This is a genomic window from Corallococcus silvisoli (genome assembly GCF_009909145.1).
Lineage (GTDB): Bacteria > Myxococcota > Myxococcia > Myxococcales > Myxococcaceae > Corallococcus > Corallococcus silvisoli.
Map to the genome: position 1 here is coordinate 221,134 of NZ_JAAAPJ010000001.1, position 16,076 is coordinate 237,209.

At 72.0% G+C, this 16,076-nt stretch carries 15 protein-coding genes; 12 read left to right on the top strand and 3 right to left on the bottom strand.

Going from position 1 to position 16,076, the window contains the following annotated elements:
- Positions 1–2: 2 nt before the first annotated feature.
- The 4 genes from GTY96_RS00755 (at position 3) to GTY96_RS00770 (ending at position 4,745) form a co-directional block, all read left to right on the top strand.
- The gene (locus GTY96_RS00755) at positions 3–1,103 is read left to right on the top strand and encodes a nucleotidyltransferase family protein (protein WP_161663614.1); all 1,101 of its coding nucleotides are present in this window, start codon (positions 3–5) and stop codon (positions 1,101–1,103) included.
- Positions 1,104–1,183: 80 nt separating this feature from the next.
- Positions 1,184–2,155: a nucleotidyltransferase family protein gene (locus tag GTY96_RS00760; protein ID WP_143897526.1), complete on the top strand. Its 972-nt coding sequence runs from the start codon at positions 1,184–1,186 to the stop codon at positions 2,153–2,155.
- Between the two features lie 104 nt (positions 2,156–2,259).
- Entirely contained in the window at positions 2,260–3,558 is a 1,299-nt protein-coding gene (locus GTY96_RS00765; protein WP_143897529.1) for a UDP-glucose dehydrogenase family protein, read from the top strand.
- Positions 3,555–4,745 carry an acyltransferase family protein gene (locus tag GTY96_RS00770; protein ID WP_143897531.1) on the top strand — a complete coding sequence of 397 codons (1,191 nt, stop codon included), beginning with the start codon at positions 3,555–3,557 and terminating at the stop codon, positions 4,743–4,745. The genes GTY96_RS00765 and GTY96_RS00770 overlap by 4 nt, the downstream gene beginning before the upstream one ends.
- A 40-nt stretch (positions 4,746–4,785) precedes the next feature.
- On the opposite strand, the gene GTY96_RS00775 is transcribed toward GTY96_RS00770, so the two are convergent.
- Positions 4,786–5,061 carry a hypothetical protein gene (locus GTY96_RS00775; RefSeq protein ID WP_143897533.1) on the bottom strand — a complete coding sequence of 92 codons (276 nt, stop codon included), beginning with the start codon at positions 5,059–5,061 and terminating at the stop codon, positions 4,786–4,788.
- Between the two features lie 175 nt (positions 5,062–5,236).
- Between GTY96_RS00775 and GTY96_RS00780 the strand changes: the two genes are divergently transcribed.
- Positions 5,237–7,846, top strand: a complete 2,610-nt coding sequence (locus GTY96_RS00780; RefSeq protein ID WP_161663615.1) for an O-antigen ligase family protein — start codon at positions 5,237–5,239, stop codon at positions 7,844–7,846.
- On the opposite strand, the gene GTY96_RS00785 is transcribed toward GTY96_RS00780, so the two are convergent.
- Together GTY96_RS00785 and astB are read right to left on the bottom strand one after the other, a co-directional pair.
- Positions 7,807–8,328: an aminoacyl-tRNA deacylase gene (locus tag GTY96_RS00785; RefSeq protein ID WP_201755748.1), complete on the bottom strand. Its 522-nt coding sequence runs from the start codon at positions 8,326–8,328 to the stop codon at positions 7,807–7,809. The two genes, GTY96_RS00780 and GTY96_RS00785, sit on opposite strands and share 40 nt — an antisense overlap.
- Positions 8,329–8,461: 133 nt before the next feature.
- On the bottom strand, positions 8,462–9,784 hold the full coding sequence (astB, locus tag GTY96_RS00790; RefSeq protein WP_161663616.1) for an N-succinylarginine dihydrolase: 1,323 nt from the start codon (positions 9,782–9,784) through the stop codon (positions 8,462–8,464).
- A gap of 18 nt (positions 9,785–9,802) precedes the next feature.
- Between astB and GTY96_RS00795 the strand changes: the two genes are divergently transcribed.
- The 7 genes from GTY96_RS00795 to GTY96_RS00825 all read left to right on the top strand — a co-directional run bounded on the left by GTY96_RS00795 (position 9,803) and on the right by GTY96_RS00825 (position 16,000).
- A complete protein-coding gene (locus GTY96_RS00795) occupies positions 9,803–10,756 on the top strand; it encodes a lysophospholipid acyltransferase family protein (RefSeq protein WP_143897539.1) in 954 nt (317 codons plus the stop codon).
- A gap of 13 nt (positions 10,757–10,769) precedes the next feature.
- Positions 10,770–11,321: an LptA/OstA family protein gene (locus GTY96_RS00800; protein ID WP_143897541.1), complete on the top strand. Its 552-nt coding sequence runs from the start codon at positions 10,770–10,772 to the stop codon at positions 11,319–11,321.
- A complete protein-coding gene (locus GTY96_RS00805) occupies positions 11,318–11,962 on the top strand; it encodes an LptA/OstA family protein (protein ID WP_161663617.1) in 645 nt (214 codons plus the stop codon). The genes GTY96_RS00800 and GTY96_RS00805 overlap by 4 nt, the downstream gene beginning before the upstream one ends.
- Entirely contained in the window at positions 11,959–12,702 is a 744-nt protein-coding gene (gene lptB, locus GTY96_RS00810) for an LPS export ABC transporter ATP-binding protein (RefSeq protein WP_143897545.1), read from the top strand. Before GTY96_RS00805 ends, lptB begins: the two co-directional genes overlap by 4 nt.
- A gap of 252 nt (positions 12,703–12,954) precedes the next feature.
- Positions 12,955–14,475: an RNA polymerase factor sigma-54 gene (gene rpoN, locus GTY96_RS00815; protein ID WP_143897547.1), complete on the top strand. Its 1,521-nt coding sequence runs from the start codon at positions 12,955–12,957 to the stop codon at positions 14,473–14,475.
- Between the two features lie 81 nt (positions 14,476–14,556).
- Positions 14,557–15,195, top strand: coding sequence for a GNAT family N-acetyltransferase (locus tag GTY96_RS00820; RefSeq protein WP_143897549.1), 639 nt, complete (start codon positions 14,557–14,559; stop codon positions 15,193–15,195).
- 67 nt (positions 15,196–15,262) lie between these two features.
- Positions 15,263–16,000, top strand: a complete 738-nt coding sequence (locus tag GTY96_RS00825) for a hypothetical protein (RefSeq protein WP_161663618.1) — start codon at positions 15,263–15,265, stop codon at positions 15,998–16,000.
- The last annotated feature ends 76 nt before the right edge of the window (positions 16,001–16,076 follow it).

Consider the following 16,076-nt stretch of genomic DNA (forward strand, 5'->3'; position numbering starts at 1 on the left):
GCATGACGACCTCCGTGGCCCTGTTGTCCTTGCTCCAGGCCTGGCCGGCGGCGCCCGCCGCCCCCGCGCCCACGGAGGCCGGTGCCTGTGACGCGTTGGTGAAGTCCGCTGTCCGCCACGGCCTCGCGGGCTTCGTCGAGCACGCGCTCGCCCGCGCGGACTGGCGGCTGACCCCGGACGCGCAGGCGCTGCTTCGCCGCGAGGCGCTGGCGGGCGCGGCGCGGGGCATGCGGGTGCGGGCGCTGCTCGCGAAGAGCCTCGCGGCCCTGGCGGAGGTGGGCGTGACGCCGGTGCTGCTCAAGGGCTACGGGCTCGCGCGCAGGCTCTACCCGGAGCCCCTCCAGCGGGCCACGACGGACGTGGATCTGCTCGTCGCGCGCGCCCGGGTGCTCTGCTCCGTGCACGCGCTGGAGGGGCTGGGCCTGACGACGAGGGCCGGGGACATGGACCGGGACGACACGCACCACGTCGAGCTCTCCAGCCCCGACGGGCTGGTGGAGCTGCACTACCGCGCCCTCGCGGGCTACGGACAGGCGCTGGAGGGTGACGCGTTGGTGGCGCGGGCCCGGGACGCGGAGCTGGACGGCCAGCGCGTGCGCTACCTGTGCCCCGAGGACGAGGCCGTGTACCTGGCCTTGCACGCGAGCAATCACCTGCTGCAGCGGCTGGCATGGCTGTTCGACCTGAAGCTGCTGGCCAGGGCCCACCCCACGCTCGACTGGGACCGGGTGGTGACGCGCGCGAGGCAGAGCGGTCTGCCCCACCTGGTCTGGTACGCGTGGGACGCCGCGCACCGGCTCCTGGACGCGCCCGTGCCTCCCTGGGTGCTGAAGGCCCTGGCCCCGCCCCGGTGGCAGCGGGTGCTGGCGGTCCGGCTGTTCTCCGGGCCCCGGCTCGTGGAGGCGGAGCTCGCCCGGAGCAAGCCCGCGTGGGTCGCCGCGAAGCTCGCGCTGGCCCCCCGGGCAGGGCCCATGGTGCGGTACGCGCTGCGGCGGCTGCGGGGCTTCGGGGGCCCGCTCCGGAGCGCGCCGGAGGCAGGGGAACCCAGGCCCGTGCGCCCGCCAGGGCCACGAGCGGCCCGTCCCGGAGTGGGACGCGAGTGATGTCCAGGCCCCAGCTCCGCGTGCGCGCCGCAAGACGGTGATTGCGGCGGGCAGGCCCGGACCATTAAAGGTGCCGCACCATGGCGCCCAGCCTCCTCGATACCTTCCGGGTCCTGTCCTCCTTCGAGCCCCCGCGCGGAAAGCTCCGGGGCGCACCGTGGGAGGCCTATGTCGATTGGGCCATCTCGCAGGGGCTGGCACCGCTCGCGGCGTACAACCTGGAGTACCGGATGGGCGGGGGCGAGGCGCCGGAGTGGGCCCGCGACCGGATGATGTCCATCTACACCGGCTCCGTGAACGACAACGTCATGAAGCTGGTGCACTTCAAGCGCATCGTGGACCAGCTGGAGGGCCGCAAGCTGCTGCTCCTGGGCGGCGCCGCCTTCGCGGAGGCGCTCTATCCGCACGTGGGCTTCCGGCCCGTGCTGGACATCCAGGTGCTGGTGCGCCGCATGGACGTGGACGGCTTCGCCGGCTACCTGTCCAACCACGAGTTCGTCCCCGAAGCGGACACCACGAACAGCGGCGCCGCGCGCGTGGTGTCCGACGGCCGCACCCCCATCTACCTGTACGCGGACGTGCTGGGCGCGAGCCGACGTGAGCAGTTGGCCGGCATCTTCGACCGCGCGCGACCCATGAAGGTCTACGGGCAGTCCGTCTTCCGTCCGGAGCTGGAGGACGCGCTGCTGCTCACCGCGCTGGACCAGGCCCACCACGGCTACGACGTGCCGTGGCTGTCGTACGTGGACCTGCGGGAGCTCATCACCGGCGCCACGTGGATGGGCGGCGTGTATTCGCGTCCCCTGGACGTCCCGGCGCTGCTGACGCGCGCGGAGGCGTTCGGCCTGGAGCGCGCCCTCTACACGTCGCTCGCCATCGTCGCGCGGTTGTTCCCGGAAGCGGAGGGCGCGGCCACCGCCGCCTTCCCTCCGCTGCGCCGCGCGACCCGGGAGCTGCTGGACCGGGGGGTGGTGGGTCCGGTGAGCACCCCCGGGCGTTCTTCCGCGTTGAGAGGCGTGGACCGGCTGCGCCGCCTTCTCACGGGGCGATGAGGCTGTCCGGCCGCTCGGCGTCCATCGCCCCCGGGCTTTCTTTCGGTGCGCCTGTCGGCGTATGAGTTCATGACGCCACCTGTCGAAACCAGGACACTTCAAGAATGCGCATTGCCATTATCGGATCGGGCTACGTCGGACTCGTCGCGGGTACCTGTTTCGCGGACTCGGGCAACGACGTCGCATGCGTGGACATCGACGAGCGGAAGATCCGCATGCTCCAGGATGGGCAGGTCCCCATCTACGAGCCGGGTCTGGAGGAGCTGATCCGCAAGAACGTGAAGGAGAAGCGCCTCACGTTCACGACGAACCTGGCGGAGGGCGTGGCGAATGCCCAGGCCGTGTTCATCGCGGTGGGCACGCCGGAGGGCGAGAGCGGCGAAGCGGACCTCCAGTACGTGCTCGCGGCGGCGCAGCAGATTGGCCGCGCGATGAAGCAGTACACGGTGGTGGTGGACAAGAGCACCGTGCCGGTGGGGACCGCGGACAAGGTGCGCGACGCCATCTCCAAGGTGACGCAGGTGGAGTTCGACGTCGTGTCCAACCCGGAGTTCCTCAAGGAGGGCGCCGCGCTGGACGACTTCCTCAAGCCGGACCGCGTCGTCATTGGCGCGGACTCCGAGCGGGCCCGGCAGCTGATGGGAGAGCTCTACGCGCCGTTCGTGCGCACGGAGAACCCCATCCTGTTCATGGACACGCGCTCCGCGGAGCTGACGAAGTACGCGGCCAACGCGATGCTGGCGACGCGCATCTCCTTCATGAACGACGTGGCCGCGCTCTGCGAGAAGGTGGGCGCGGACGTGGACTTCGTGCGCAAGGGCCTGGGCGCGGACAAGCGCATCGGCTACCCGTTCCTCTTCCCGGGGGTGGGCTACGGCGGCTCCTGCTTCCCCAAGGACGTGAAGGCGCTGGTCACCACGGCGCGTGAGTACGGCCTGGAGCTGGACCTGCTGCGCGCGGTGGAGCGCACCAACGAGCGCCAGAAGAAGCTGCTGGTGAGCAAGGCCGTGAAGCACTACGGGTCGCTGGAGGGCAAGAAGTTCGGCGTCTGGGGGCTGGCGTTCAAGCCGAAGACGGACGACATGCGCGAGGCGCCGGCCATCGAGGTCATCGAAGGCCTCATCGGCAAGGGCGCGCAGGTGATCGCCCATGACCCGGTGGCCGCGCACGCGTCCAAGCGCGTCTTCGGCGACCGCATCCGCTACGCGGACGTGCCCTACGACGCGCTGGAGGGCGTGGACGGCCTGTTCGTCGTCACCGAGTGGAACGAGTTCCGCCACCCGGACTTCGCGCGCATGAAGTCGCTGATGAAGTCGCCGGTGGTCTTCGACGGCCGCAACATCTTCCAGCCCGCGCGCATGCGTGAGCAGGGCTTCACCTACTTCGGCATCGGCCGTCGATGAAGCAGCAGCCGGGTGGCGCGCTGGATGCGTTGACGGGGCTGCGCTTCCTGGCGGCCCTGCACGTGGTGCTCTTCCACTTCGGGACCGCGTGCCTGAAGGACGTGGCGCCGGAGTGGGTGGTCCACCTGGTGGGCTCCGGCTACGCCTCCGTGGGGGTGTTCTTCCTGCTGTCCGGCTTCGTGCTCGCGTACAACTACGTGGACGCGGGCGGCGGGATGGGGACCGCGCCCCGGGCCTTCTGGAGCGCGCGCGTGGCGCGCGTCTACCCGGTGTTCCTGCTGATGTTCCTGCTGTCTGCGGCGCCCACCATGGGGGCGTCGCTGGCGGTGAACTCGCTGCCGGTCGCCGCCGCGAAGCTGGGCACCGCGGGCCTCACCACGCTGGCGCTGCTCCAGGCCTGGGTGCCCCGGCTGGCGCTCTACTGGAACCCGCCGTCCTGGTCCGTGTCGGTGGAGGCCTTCTTCTACGCGGTGTTCCCCGCGCTGGCCCGGCGGCTGGCGCCCTTCCGGGGCGCGCGGATGACGGCGGCCCTGGTGGGGGTGTGGCTGCTCGGGCTGGTGCCGCCGGTGCTCTACGTGGCCCTGCGTCCGGACGGGCCGGGCACGCTGGACGTGGCGTTCACGGGCCTCTGGCTGTCGGTGGTGAAGTTCAACCCGCTGCTGCGCCTGCCGGAGTTCCTCCTGGGCGTGCTCCTGGGGCTCGTCTTCGTGCGGGAGCGGGCGGCCTCCCGCCCTCCGCGCTCCGGCGCGGTGATGGCGCTGGCGGGCGCGGCGCTGCTGCTCGCGGGGTTCTCCCAGGGTGGGTGGATCCCGTATCCGCTGATGCACAACGCGCTGCTGGCGCCCGCGTCCGCGCTGCTGGTGTACGGGCTCGCGCGGGGCGGAGGCCCCCTGGGCCGGCTGCTCGCGCGGCCGTGGCTGGTGCACCTGGGCGGGGCCAGCTACGCGCTGTACCTGCTCCAGTACCCGGTCAGCGAGTTCGTGCACTGGCTGGAGCGCTACGTGGACCTGACGTCGCCCTCGCGCTTCCTGGCCGTGCTGTTGGTGGTGCTGGTGCCGGCGTCCGTGGCGGTGCACCGGTGGGTGGAGACGCCGTGGCGCGCGAAGGTGAAGCGCGGGCTCCAGCCGTGGGTGGAGGGCGGGGACTCCGCGCGGGCGGCTCCGGCGCGGATGGCACCGGGAGCGTAGGTCCGCGGGCGGGCCCCGCGCCGTCGTCAGCGGACGGCGCTCAGCGCGCGAGACCGCAGGCCTTCTTGCCTTCCTCGGTCTCGATGGTGCGGCAGTCGCAGCCGTCGAGCTTCGCCTCGCAGGCGAGCTCATCCTCGGCGGTGGGCTCCACGCGCTTCTCTTCGTCGGCGGCGCGCTGCCGGCAGGACTGCTTCTCCACCGAGTTCAAGGCGCACTCACAGAGCTTCTCGGACAGCTCGCGGCAACTGCTCTTGCACGCGGTGAGTCCGGAGAGGGAAGCGCAGAGGACGGCGGCGGTAAGCAGGAAGCGACGCATGGGGTCGGGCGAAGATGCCAGATGGGTCCCCGGATGCAAGCGGTGTCCCGGTGGGCCCGTTCATTCGGTGGCCCTGAAGCCTCCCTGGAGGGAGGAGGCGTCCGGGCGGCGTGTCCCCTGGCTGGGAGGACGGGGCCGGGGCGCGTGACGGGCGTGACATACTCGCGCGCCTCGCATGGCTCCTGGCCCTCTCCGCGTCTCCCGGTACACGGTCCTCGCCGAAGCGGCGCTCGCGGCGCTGGTGGTCCTGGGGCCGGCGGCGCTGGGCGGAGCGGCACCCTGGGTGTCCTGGCCCCTGTGCGTGCTGTCCGGGGCCGCGGCGGTGCTGGCCTTCGTGGGCGCGCGGCGGCAGCGGGAGACGCCGCGCGTGCCGTTGCTGGCGGCGCCGCTGGTGGGGGGCGTGGTGCTGTGCGCGCTCCAGCTCGTGCCGCTGCCGCCGGGGGTGCTGAAGTACGTGAGCCCGGAGGCCTTCGCGCTGCGCGAGGACGTGCTCGTGCCGCTGGGGCTCGAGGGGCTGCGGCCGGTGTCGCTGGATCCGTCCGCCACGTGGCGCGAGCTGGCGAAGCACGCGGCGTATCTGCTGACGTTCGTCGCGGCGGCGCAGGTGTGCCGCGCGCGGGCGTCGCGGCAGCGGCTGCTCGCGGTGCTGGCCTTCACGGGCGCGGCGGTGGCGCTGGTGGGGTTGGGGCACGCGCTCTTCGGCGTGGAGACGCTGTTCGGCCTGCGGGCCTACGTGCACGCGCGACCTCCGCTGGTGACGCCGTTTGGAAATCCGAACCACCTGGCCGGGTTCCTGGGCCTGTGCGCGACGGTGGCGGTGGGGCTCGCGCTGTCGAAGCAGCCGCGCTCGCGGGCGTGGCCCTTCGCGATGGCGGCGCTCGTCTCTGGCGTGGGCGTGCTGCTGTCGCTGTCGCGCGCGGGCATCGTGTTCCTGGTCTTCGGACAGGTGCTGCTCGCGGCGTGGCTGCTGAAGCAGCGGCGCGAGGCACGCACTCCCGCGCGGCCCGCGTGGGGCCGGGGCGCGGCGGTGTTGCTGGGCCTGCTGGCGATGGTGTCCGTGGGCGTGTCCCTGGCGGCGGATCAGCTGTGGGCGGAGGCGCGCAGCGTGGACGGCGTGGAGGCCCTGGGCCGCGGCAAGATGGAGCCGTGGCCGATGATGGCCCGCGCGGCCAGCGCCTTCCCGGTGCTGGGCATGGGCCGCGGCGCGTTCGAGGCCGCCTTCCCGCGCTACCAGACCGAACCCAACCCCAACACCTTCACGCACCCGGAGAACGGGGTGCTGCAGGTGGCGGCGGAGTGGGGCGTGCCCGGGCTGCTGCTCCTGGGGCTGGGCGTCTGGGCCTTCGTCCGTCGCGTGCGGCGCGAGGACCATGGCCCCGTGGAGCTGGCGGTGCTGTCGGGCGTGGCGGCCCTGGGACTGCACAACCTCTTCGACTTCAGCCTGGAGCTGCCGGCGTGCGCGGTGGCGGTGGCGGTGGTGCTGGGCGCGGTGGCGAGGCCTCGCGACGCGGAGCGCGGCGTGGCGCGACGGACGCGCATGGGCGCGGTGCCCACCGGTCCCGCGCTGGCCCTGGCGGCGGCGCTCACGGCGGTGATGCTCCTCGCGCTCGTGTCGGGCCGCCGGAGGATGGCGGACGCGGAGGCCCTGCTGGCGGAGCGCGTGACGGCCCATCCTGCGAGCGCGGAGGTGCGCGCGCTGGGGCTCCAGCTCATCGACGTGCACCCGGCGGACTACCTGTTGTACCGGCTGGTGGCGATGGCCTCCGTGGCGGACGGGGCGACGGGCGCGAGGGACGCGCTGACCTTCGTCAACCACGCGCTGTACCTCCGGCCGCTGGATGCGCCGTCGCACCGCGTGGCGGCGCGGGCGCTGCTACACCTGGGCCGCCGCGCGCAGGCCTTCCTGGAGTACCGCCTCGCGCACGACGCGGGTGACACGCGCGTGCTGCTCACCGAAGCGGTGCCCCTGGCGCGCACCCTGGAGGAGCTCGAGACCCTGACCCCCGAGTCCCCGGGACAGGCCTCGGAGCTGGCCGGGGCGCTGCTCGCCGAGCCCGCGCGTCGCGCCCTGGGGCTCACGTGGCTCGCCTGGGCGCGCGAGCACTTCGAGGGCCGGCCCGAGGCCACCGCGCTCTGGGTGCGCGAGGCGCGCGGCCAGCTCGCCCAGGGGAACCTCCCAGCGGCGGAGGCGGCGTGCGCGGAGGTGGAGCGGCGCGCTCCGGATGTCCTGCCCACGCACCTGTTGCGCGCGGACCTGTGGCGCGCGCAGGGCAAGCAGGCCGAAGCCCTCCAGTCCCTGGAATCGCTCGCGAAGCGCTTCCCCCAGGACGTGGAGCTGGCCTTCACCCTTTCCACACGGCAGCAGGAGGCAGGCCTCCTGCGCCGGTCCCGGGACACGCTGGCCGTGGTGGCGCCGTACCTGACGGACACTCGCCAGCGCGCCCGCCTGCTGTCCCTGGAGGCGGACAGCTTCGAGCGCGAAGGCCTGCTGGCCCGTGCGCTGGAGCAGCGCCGCTCGGTCGTGGGGTTGCTGCCAGGACCGGAGAGCCACTTCGCGGTGGCTCGCTTGCAAGAGCTGCTGTCGCGCTACGACGCGGCGGCGCGCTCGGTGCACGAGGGCCTTCGGCTCATGGGGCAGGGCGACACGCGGCGCGCGGAGGCGGAGGCCTGGGCGGCGCGGTTGGAGGAGCGCGAGCGTGCGCTGGTGGACGCACGTCAGCGGGACCTGTTGGAGGCCCCGAAGGCTCAGGCGGACGCGCCCGAGTCCTCGATGGGAGCGCCGTAGGTCGCCTTCTCCACCGCGGTCGGCTGGATGAAGGACGCGACCAGCGGCCACTCCAGGCGCGCGAAGTCCTGGAAGCGCATCTCCAGGGCCTCCTCGTGCGAACCGGCGCGGAACAGCAGTCGCTCGTTGATGCTGAGCGATTCATCCAGCGCCACGGGCAGGCCGTACAGCTCTCCGAATGGCGGCTCCGCGCCGGGCTCGCAGCCCGGAAAGTGGTCGATGAACTCGGACTCGGCGGCGAGCCGCGCGGTGCGCACATCCAGCGTGTCGCGCACCAGCCGCAGGTCCAGGCTCGCCAGCGCGGGCACGACGACGATCCAGGGCTGCCGGTTGGCCAGCACGATGACGGACTTCGCGACGCGCCAGCCCGGCACGTTGAGGACGCCCACGAGCTCCATCGCGGTCACGGCTCTGTCGTGGGCGTACCGCTCGAAGGGGACGCGGTGGCGCCGCAGGTAGTTTTGGATGGCGGTCGGAATCATGGGGGACGTCACCTCCTTGACAGTCAAGGTGTGTCCGGACGACGCGAGCGGCCATGCGCCGCCGAGCGCAGGCGGGCGGGCCTGCCCTCGGACGTCTGGCGTGACGGAGGGCAGGCAGGAGGACAGGCTCACGTCACCGCTGGAAGTCGTAGACGCTGCCCAGCTTGAGCAGGCGCGTCAGCTCGTCGAGCGCCGTCATCGTCTCGCGCGCCAGCAGCGGATCCCTCACGTCCTCCGGCTTGAGCACGTCGCGGTAGTGCCGTCGCACCCAGTCCGCGAGCGACGCGTGCAGGGCCGGGGAGTAGAAGACGTCCGCGGTGATGGCGGCCCGCTCCGCGTCCGTGAGGGAGATGCGCTGGCGCAGGCACGCCGGGCCCCCGCCGTTGTTCATGGACTGACGGACGTCCAGGTAGTGCACCGCCTTCACCGGGTTGTCCCCGGCGGCGACGCGCTCCAGGAAGGCGCGCGCCGTGGGCGTCTCGCGGCTCTCGATGGGCGCGATGATGGCCATGGTGCCATCCGGCAGCGACAGCACCTGCGAGTTGAACGGATAGGCGCGCACCGCGTCCTTCACCGGCAGCTCGGCGTCCGTCGCGACCTCGAAGCGGAAGGCGTCACCCAGCTTCTCGCGCAGCGCCTGGAGCAGCTTCGGGTGCTCCACGAACGCCAGCGCGTGCAGCATGAGGAAGCGCTCGTTGCCCACCGCGAGCACGTCGGTGTGGAACGCGCCCGCGTCGATGCCGTCCGGGTGCTGCTGCGGCAGGAGCACCTGGGCCGGGTCCAGCTGGTGCAGCCGCGCCAGGGCCTGGCTGGACTCCAGCGTCTGCCGCGCGGGGAAGCGCTGCGGCCCCTTCACGTCCTGCCACGCGCTGCGCCCCCAGGCCAGCAGGTGCACGCCCCGGTGGCCCGGCGTCGCGAGGCGCGTGTGGTTCGCGGCGCCCTCGTCCGCGAAGTGCGAGCCGCCCGGCAGCGGGGCGTGGACCTGGAACTTCTGGGGGTCCGCGAAGATGGCGCGCAGCACCGCGTGCGTGGTGTCCGCCTCGATGGCGCGGTGGAACATCTGCGTGAGGTTCGCGGGCGTCAGGTGCACCCGGCCGTCCGCGGTGTCCACCGACGGCGCCACGGTGGCCGCGTTCGCCGTCCACATGGCGGAGGCGCTGGAGGTGAGGCGCAGCAGGTGCTCCGCGTCGCGGGCGGCGCGGGTGATGACCTCCTCGTCGGAGCCCGTGAAGCCCAGCGCGCGCAGCGTGCGCAGGGACGGGCGCGGCTGGGGCGGCAGCACGGCCTGCCCCACGCCCAGCTCCGACACGAAGCGCATCTTCTCCAGCCCCTGGAGCGCCGCCTCCCGGGGCTGGCTGGGCTGGCCCCCGTGGTGCTGTGACGCCAGGTTGCCGGGCGAGAGGCCAGCGTAATTGTGGGTCGGACCAATGAGGCCGTCGAAGTTGTATTCGCGCATGGGATATGGAGACGCGTCGTGGAGCGTCCCCCTTTAACAAAGCGCCTGAAGCGTTACCTGCGCTACCTGCTCATCGCTGGGATGTTGCGCCTGCTCCAGTTCCTGCCGCTGGGAATGGCCCGCACCCTGGGAATGACGCTGGGCGGCTGGGCCTATGCCCTCGCGGGCGGAGAGCGGCGCAAGGCGCTCAAGTCCCTGGCCCGCGCCTTCCCGGACCTGGGTGACGCGGAGCGTGACGCGCTCGGACGGGGGGCCTTCCGCCACCTGGCCGCCGCCGCCCTGGAGGTGGCCTCCACGCGCGCGCTGGATGCCGGACTGGAGGCGCTGGTGGCCTGGCCCGCGCAGGACCGGCAGGTGCTGGAGTCCGCGCTGGCGAAGGGGAAGGGCGTCGTCTTCGTGTCCGGGCACGTGGGCAACTGGGAGCTGCTCGCGCGGCGCGTGGCGAAGGCGGGCTACCCCAGCCAGAGCATCGCGAAGGAGACCAGCGACCCGCGCCTCACCGCGCTGGTGGAGGACTTCCGCGCGAAGGGCGGCGTCCGCAGCATCTGGCGCGGCCAGGAGGGCGCGGCCCGGGCCATGCTCCGCGCGCTGCGGAGCGGTGAAATCCTGGGCATCCTCATCGACCAGGACACCCGGGTGCAGTCCGTCTTCGTGCCCTTCTTCGGGGAGCTGGCGGCCACCCCGCGCGCGGCGGCGGACCTGGCGCTGCGCACCGGCGCGGCGGTGGTGGTGGGCTTCTGTCAGCGCGACAAGGAGGGCTACCGGCTCACCATGGAGGAGGTGCCCGCCCCGGACGCGGTGGAGCGCGAGGCGGCCGTCCAGGCCCTCACCACGGCCCTGTCACAGCGCATCGAGGCGGCCATCCGCCGGGCACCCGAACAGTGGGTGTGGATGCATCAGCGGTGGAAGACGCGTCCTCCCGGGGACGTTTCCCCGGCCCTCGCCGACACAGCGTCCGCCCCGGCGCGGTGATAAGGAGGCCCCTGTGCCGCGCCTGCTTGCCTTGAGCTTCCTGGGACTCCTCGCCACCGCCTGCGGCCCTCGTCGGTCCGCCCCAGGCGCCGCGAGCGAGCCGCTCCCGGACGTGGTGCTGGAGGGCGCGCACCTCCGCTCGTTCGAAGGCGACAGGCTCCAGGTGTCCGGCACCGCCGCGCGCGTCCTCTACCGGCGCGCGGGCGGAGAGGTGCAGGCCACCGACGTCGTCGTCCGGCTGCCCCCCGGCCCGGGCGGGCAGGGCTCGCCTCCCACCTTGTCCGACGGCACCACCATCGCCGCGCCGAATATGGACGGCAGCCTCGCGTCCAGACGGTGGGTGGGCACGGGGGGCGTCGTCGTGCGCACGGACGTGGGCATGGTGGCCAACACGCCCCGGCTCACCTACGACGCGGACGTGCGCCGGGCGCATGGCGAGGAGGGCGTGACGATGAAGGGCCCCGACTACCAGATGCGGGCGGACCGCTTCGAGCTGTCCGCGCAGGACCAGACGTTCACCTTCGACGGCACGGTCGAGGCCGTGCTGGGTGGAGCGACGGAGTGATTGAGTTCCTCGTGATGGCGCTGTTCCTGGCCCAGCCCACGTCCACGCAGGCCGCCTCGCCCGCCACTCCGGGCATGCCGGCCGTCGCGCAGGCCACCCCCGCCGCGAAGCCCGGAGCGGGCCCGGCCGCGCAGCCCCCGGCCCCCGCCGCGGGCGCCCCCGCCGCGCCGCTGCCCGCGCCGGGCACGTCGCTGGCCCCCGCGGACCTGCGCAACCCGGTGGACCTGTCCGCGGACCACGTCACCGGCGACCGCACCCAGGCGGTGCTCACCGGCAACGTGCGGGTGAAGCACCAGACCATGGACATCCGCTGCGACAAGATGACCGGCTACTACAACGCCACCCGCCAGGTGACGCGCGTGGTGTGCGCGGGCAACGTGCGCGCCGTGGACGGCGACCGGCAGGCCCGGGGCGAGCGCGCCGACTACGACGTCCCCTCCGGCGTGCTGGTGGTGACGGGCTCCCCGGAGGCTCGCCAGGGCAACACCTACGTCACCGGCACCAAGGTGCGCCTCATCCTGGGCAACGAGCGCGTGGAGGTGGAGAACGCCCGCATCCTCGTGGAGTCCCCGGCCAGCACCGCCGTCCCCGGCGCCCGCAAGAAGGCGCCCGCGCCGAAGGCCGGGGGCACCGCCCCATGAGCGGCGGCGCGAAGCTGTTCGCGGAAGGCCTCCAGAAGACCTTCCACCGCCGTCAGGTGGTGCAGGGCGTCTCCTTCAACGTCTCCCCGGGGGAGGTCGTGGGCCTGCTGGGCCCCAACGGCGCCGGCAAGACGACCAGCTTCAACATGGTCGTGGGCCTGGTGACGCCCGACGCGGGCCGGGTGCGCGTGGGCGACGAGGACCTCACCCACCTGCCCATGCACCGCCGTGCCCGCCGCGGCGTGGGCTACCTGCCCCAGGAGGCCTCCGTCTTCCGCAAGCTCACGGTGCGCCAGAACTTCCTGGCCGTGCTGGAGCTCCAGAAGGGCCTCACCTCCCAGGACCGCCAGAAGCGCGCCGACACCCTCCTGGAGGAGTTCGGCCTCTCCCACGTCGGCGAGTCCTGGGGAGAGACCCTCTCCGGCGGCGAGCGGCGGCGGGCCGAAATCGCCCGCAGCCTCATCCCCGCCCCCCGCTTCATCCTCTTCGACGAGCCCTTCGCGGGCGTGGACCCCATCAACGTGGGCGACCTCCAGCGGCAGATCCACCTGCTGCGCGAGCGGGGCCTGGGCATCCTCATCACCGACCACAACGTCCAGGACACCCTGGGCATCTGTGACCGGGCCTACATCATCGCACAGGGGCAAATCTTGGAAGAAGGAACCCCCGCGCAGATCGCCGGCTCCGCCCGCGCGCGGGCCGTCTACCTGGGGGACCGGTTTCGCCTCCAAGCCCCCTGAAAAGCCACTCTCTCCGTGTGTCTCCAGATGCTCGGAGTGAAGTTGGCCCCGCTTTTGCGTCGACGTTTGAACATCGGCCAGGCAGGCGGGGGTTGCGACAACCTTTTGGATTTCTTGCGGATTTTTGATGATGCAAGTCAGGAACCACGGCCCGGGGCACTGGACGTGGCCGGGGGTCCTTGTTAGGTTGGCACGGTCCTTGATGGGAACCTCCCTTCAAGTGGCACGGATGCCTTCTGGAGACGCCCCCACATGGCGATGGAACTCAAACAGAGCCTGAAGCTCGCGCAGCAGCTGGTGATGACGCCCCAGCTGCAGCAGGCCATCAAGCTCCTCCAGCTCTCGCGAATGGAGCTCCTGGACCAGGTCCGCGAGGAGATGGAGCAGAACCCGCTCCTGGAGCAGCCCGAGGAGGGCATGCCGGGCGAGGTGAGTGAGAAGGAGCCGGGCGAGGCCTCGCTCGAAGCGGACAACGCGGAAATCGCGCGGGACGTCGACCTGCCCTCGGCGACGCCGGAGACCGCCCAGGAGTTCAAGGCGGACGGGGAGGGCCCCCCGGAGATTGACTGGGAGTCCTACCTCAACAGCTACCAGTTCAACGAGCCCACCACCGCCTCCAACAAGGGCAACGTGGCCACGGACGACCTGCCGTCGTTCGAAGCCAACATGGTGAAGAAGGAGGACCTGGTCGACCACCTCCAGGAGCAGCTGGGCACGCTGCGGCTCAACGAGGCCGAGCGCCGCGTGGCGGTGCTCATCCTGGGCAACCTGGACGACGACGGCTACCTCAAGCTGCCGGACGTGGAGGGCGACCCGCTCATCCGCCTGTCCAACGAGGCGGACGTGCCCATGCACGTGGCGGAGCGCACGCTGCGCCGCATCCAGAACCTGGAGCCCCGGGGCTGCGGCGCGCGCGACCTGCAGGAGTGCCTGCTCATCCAGCTGCAGGCGATGAAGGACCCGAACGCGGCGCTGCTGGGCCTCATCATCAAGCGGCACATGAAGTACCTGGAGAGCAAGAACCTGCCGGCCATCGCCAAGGACCTCAAGGTCACGCTGGAGGAGGTCGTGTCGGCGGCGAAGCTGCTGCCCAAGCTGGATCCGCGCCCGGGCCGCAACTTCAGCGGGGATGACGCGCAGTACATCACCCCCGACGTCTTCGTCTACAAGCTGGGGGACGAGGACTACACCGTGGTCCTCAACGACGACGGCCTGTCCAAGCTGCGCATCTCCGGCATGTATCGGAACGCGCTCAAGACGGGCGCGGTGAGCCCCGGTCAGACCAAGGAGTTCATCCAGGACAAGCTGCGCAGCGCGATGTGGCTCATCCGCTCCATCCACCAGCGGCAGCGCACCATCTACAAGGTCACCGAGAGCATCGTGAAGTTCCAGCGGGACTTCCTGGACAAGGGCATCGCGCACCTCAAGCCGCTCATCCTGCGCGACGTGGCGGAGGACATCGGCATGCACGAGTCCACCGTCAGCCGCGTGACGACGAGCAAGTACGTGCACACGCCGCAGGGCATCTTCGAGCTGAAGTACTTCTTCAACTCGTCCATCGCGCGCGTGTCCGGCGAGGACACGGCCAGCGAGGCCGTGAAGCACCACATCAAGCAGCTGGTGTCGCAGGAAGACGCGCGCAACCCGTACTCGGACCAGAAGATCGTGGAGCTGCTGCGCTCGCAGGGCACGGAGATCGCCCGGCGCACGGTGGCCAAGTACCGCGAGGTGCTGGGCATCCTCCCCAGCAGCAAGCGCAAGAAGTACTTCTGAGCCGCGGGCCGGGCTGGTCCAGCCGGTTTGTCGGAACCGGCCCTGCACGCCAGGGCCGGCCCTGGGGCATGAAGTGGGGCCATGGACCCCGTGTTCCCCCATGACGTCGGCGTGCCCCGCCGCGACCCCGCGCCCCTGACCGTCCCGCCCGTCACCCTGGAGGGGGCGGCGGTGCGGCTGGTGCCCCTGTCCTCCTCCCACGTGCCCGCGCTCGCGGCGCTCTGTGAGCCGGAGCTCTTCGCGCACTTCTCACGCGTGCTGCGCACCGAAGCGGACGTGGCGGACTACGTCACCGCCGCGCTCCGGGCCGCCGCCGCGGGGACCGAACAGCCCTTCGCCATCTGCGAGCAGGCGAGCGGGGCCGTGGTGGGCACCACGCGCTTCATGGACATCTCCCGCGAGCACCGCACGCTGGAGATCGGCTCCACGTGGCTGGCCCGGCGGGTGTGGCGCTCGCGGGTGAACACGGAGTGCAAGTTCCTGCTCCTGCGCCACGCCTTCGACACGCTGGGCGTGATGCGCGTGCAGCTGAAGACGGACCAGCGCAACGCGCGCTCGCGCGCGGCCATCGAGCGCCTGGGTGCTCGCTTCGAGGGCATCCTGCGCAACCACATGCTGGTGCGGGGCGGCGTCGTGCGGGACAGCGCGTACTACGCCTTCCTCGACACCGAGTGGCCTGGCGTGCGGACACGACTCGAAGGACTGCTGGCGCGGGAGTGATAGGGTGCCGGGCCCTATGGTCCTTCCTGTCATGTCCCCCCGTCGAACCGTTGGTGCATCCCTTGCCTTGGGGGCGCTCGTCGCGCTCACCGGATGCGGCGGCGGCGAGACGAAGGTCATGTCGCTGGCGGAGATGGCGGACCGCTCGCTCACGTATGCGCTGACGGACGTGGACGACGCGGAGACGCCGGATGCGGAGGGCGCGCACCGCTTCACCGTCAGCTATTCGGTGACGGGGGACGGCCCGTGCTCGCGCTTCGCCGACGACGTCACGGCCACCCTCAACGGCGCGGCGATGACGGTGGTGCCGGGCGGCGCGTCGTCCGTGGGCGGCCGGTCGGGCGCGTGCGAGAACAGCCGCGTCTACTTCAACTACGACCCGGAGGCCTGGGGCCGCGAGCCGGTGGGGGACATCACCGTGCAGCTCCAGGACGCCACCAGCACCGTGCGCCTGGTGCTCCAGAACGCCAAGGCCAAGCGCCGCTTCGTGTTCCAGGGCGAGGGCACCCCGGACAAGCTGCGCGTGGGGCAGACGTATGAGTTCCGCTGGGAGCCCGCGACGGAGGTCCCCGGCCCCGTGGAGGCGCTGCTGCTGCGCGAAGGCGGCAGGGCGCCCGGTCAGCTCGCCGTCACGCAAGACGGCGTCAAGGTGCGCCTCCCCATCCCCGCCAACACGCCGCAGGCCAACCACACGCTCACCCTGGGCGCGGACCTGTCCGGCGTCATGAGCGAGTGCTCGGGCGTGGCGTCGTGCTCCGGCGCCATCTACCACTCGCAGGACTTCGTGCTCTCCGTCGTCCCCTGAAACCCAGGCGGGCGCTGACGGGCATGTTGCTCGAGTGAACGCAACACACCGGGAGTGGGGGACGGAGATCCGGGAA

Coding starts and splice junctions, on each gene's coding strand:
- GTY96_RS00755 (WP_161663614.1), top strand. CDS start 3: ATGACGACCTCCGTGGCCCTGTTGTCCTTGCTCCAGGCCTGGCCGGCG.
- GTY96_RS00760 (WP_143897526.1), top strand. CDS start 1,184: ATGGCGCCCAGCCTCCTCGATACCTTCCGGGTCCTGTCCTCCTTCGAG.
- GTY96_RS00765 (WP_143897529.1), top strand. CDS start 2,260: ATGCGCATTGCCATTATCGGATCGGGCTACGTCGGACTCGTCGCGGGT.
- GTY96_RS00770 (WP_143897531.1), top strand. CDS start 3,555: ATGAAGCAGCAGCCGGGTGGCGCGCTGGATGCGTTGACGGGGCTGCGC.
- GTY96_RS00775 (WP_143897533.1), bottom strand. CDS start 5,061: ATGCGTCGCTTCCTGCTTACCGCCGCCGTCCTCTGCGCTTCCCTCTCC.
- GTY96_RS00780 (WP_161663615.1), top strand. CDS start 5,237: ATGGCTCCTGGCCCTCTCCGCGTCTCCCGGTACACGGTCCTCGCCGAA.
- GTY96_RS00785 (WP_201755748.1), bottom strand. CDS start 8,328: ATGATTCCGACCGCCATCCAAAACTACCTGCGGCGCCACCGCGTCCCC.
- astB (WP_161663616.1), bottom strand. CDS start 9,784: ATGCGCGAATACAACTTCGACGGCCTCATTGGTCCGACCCACAATTAC.
- lptB (WP_143897545.1), top strand. CDS start 11,959: ATGAGCGGCGGCGCGAAGCTGTTCGCGGAAGGCCTCCAGAAGACCTTC.
- rpoN (WP_143897547.1), top strand. CDS start 12,955: ATGGCGATGGAACTCAAACAGAGCCTGAAGCTCGCGCAGCAGCTGGTG.
- GTY96_RS00820 (WP_143897549.1), top strand. CDS start 14,557: ATGGACCCCGTGTTCCCCCATGACGTCGGCGTGCCCCGCCGCGACCCC.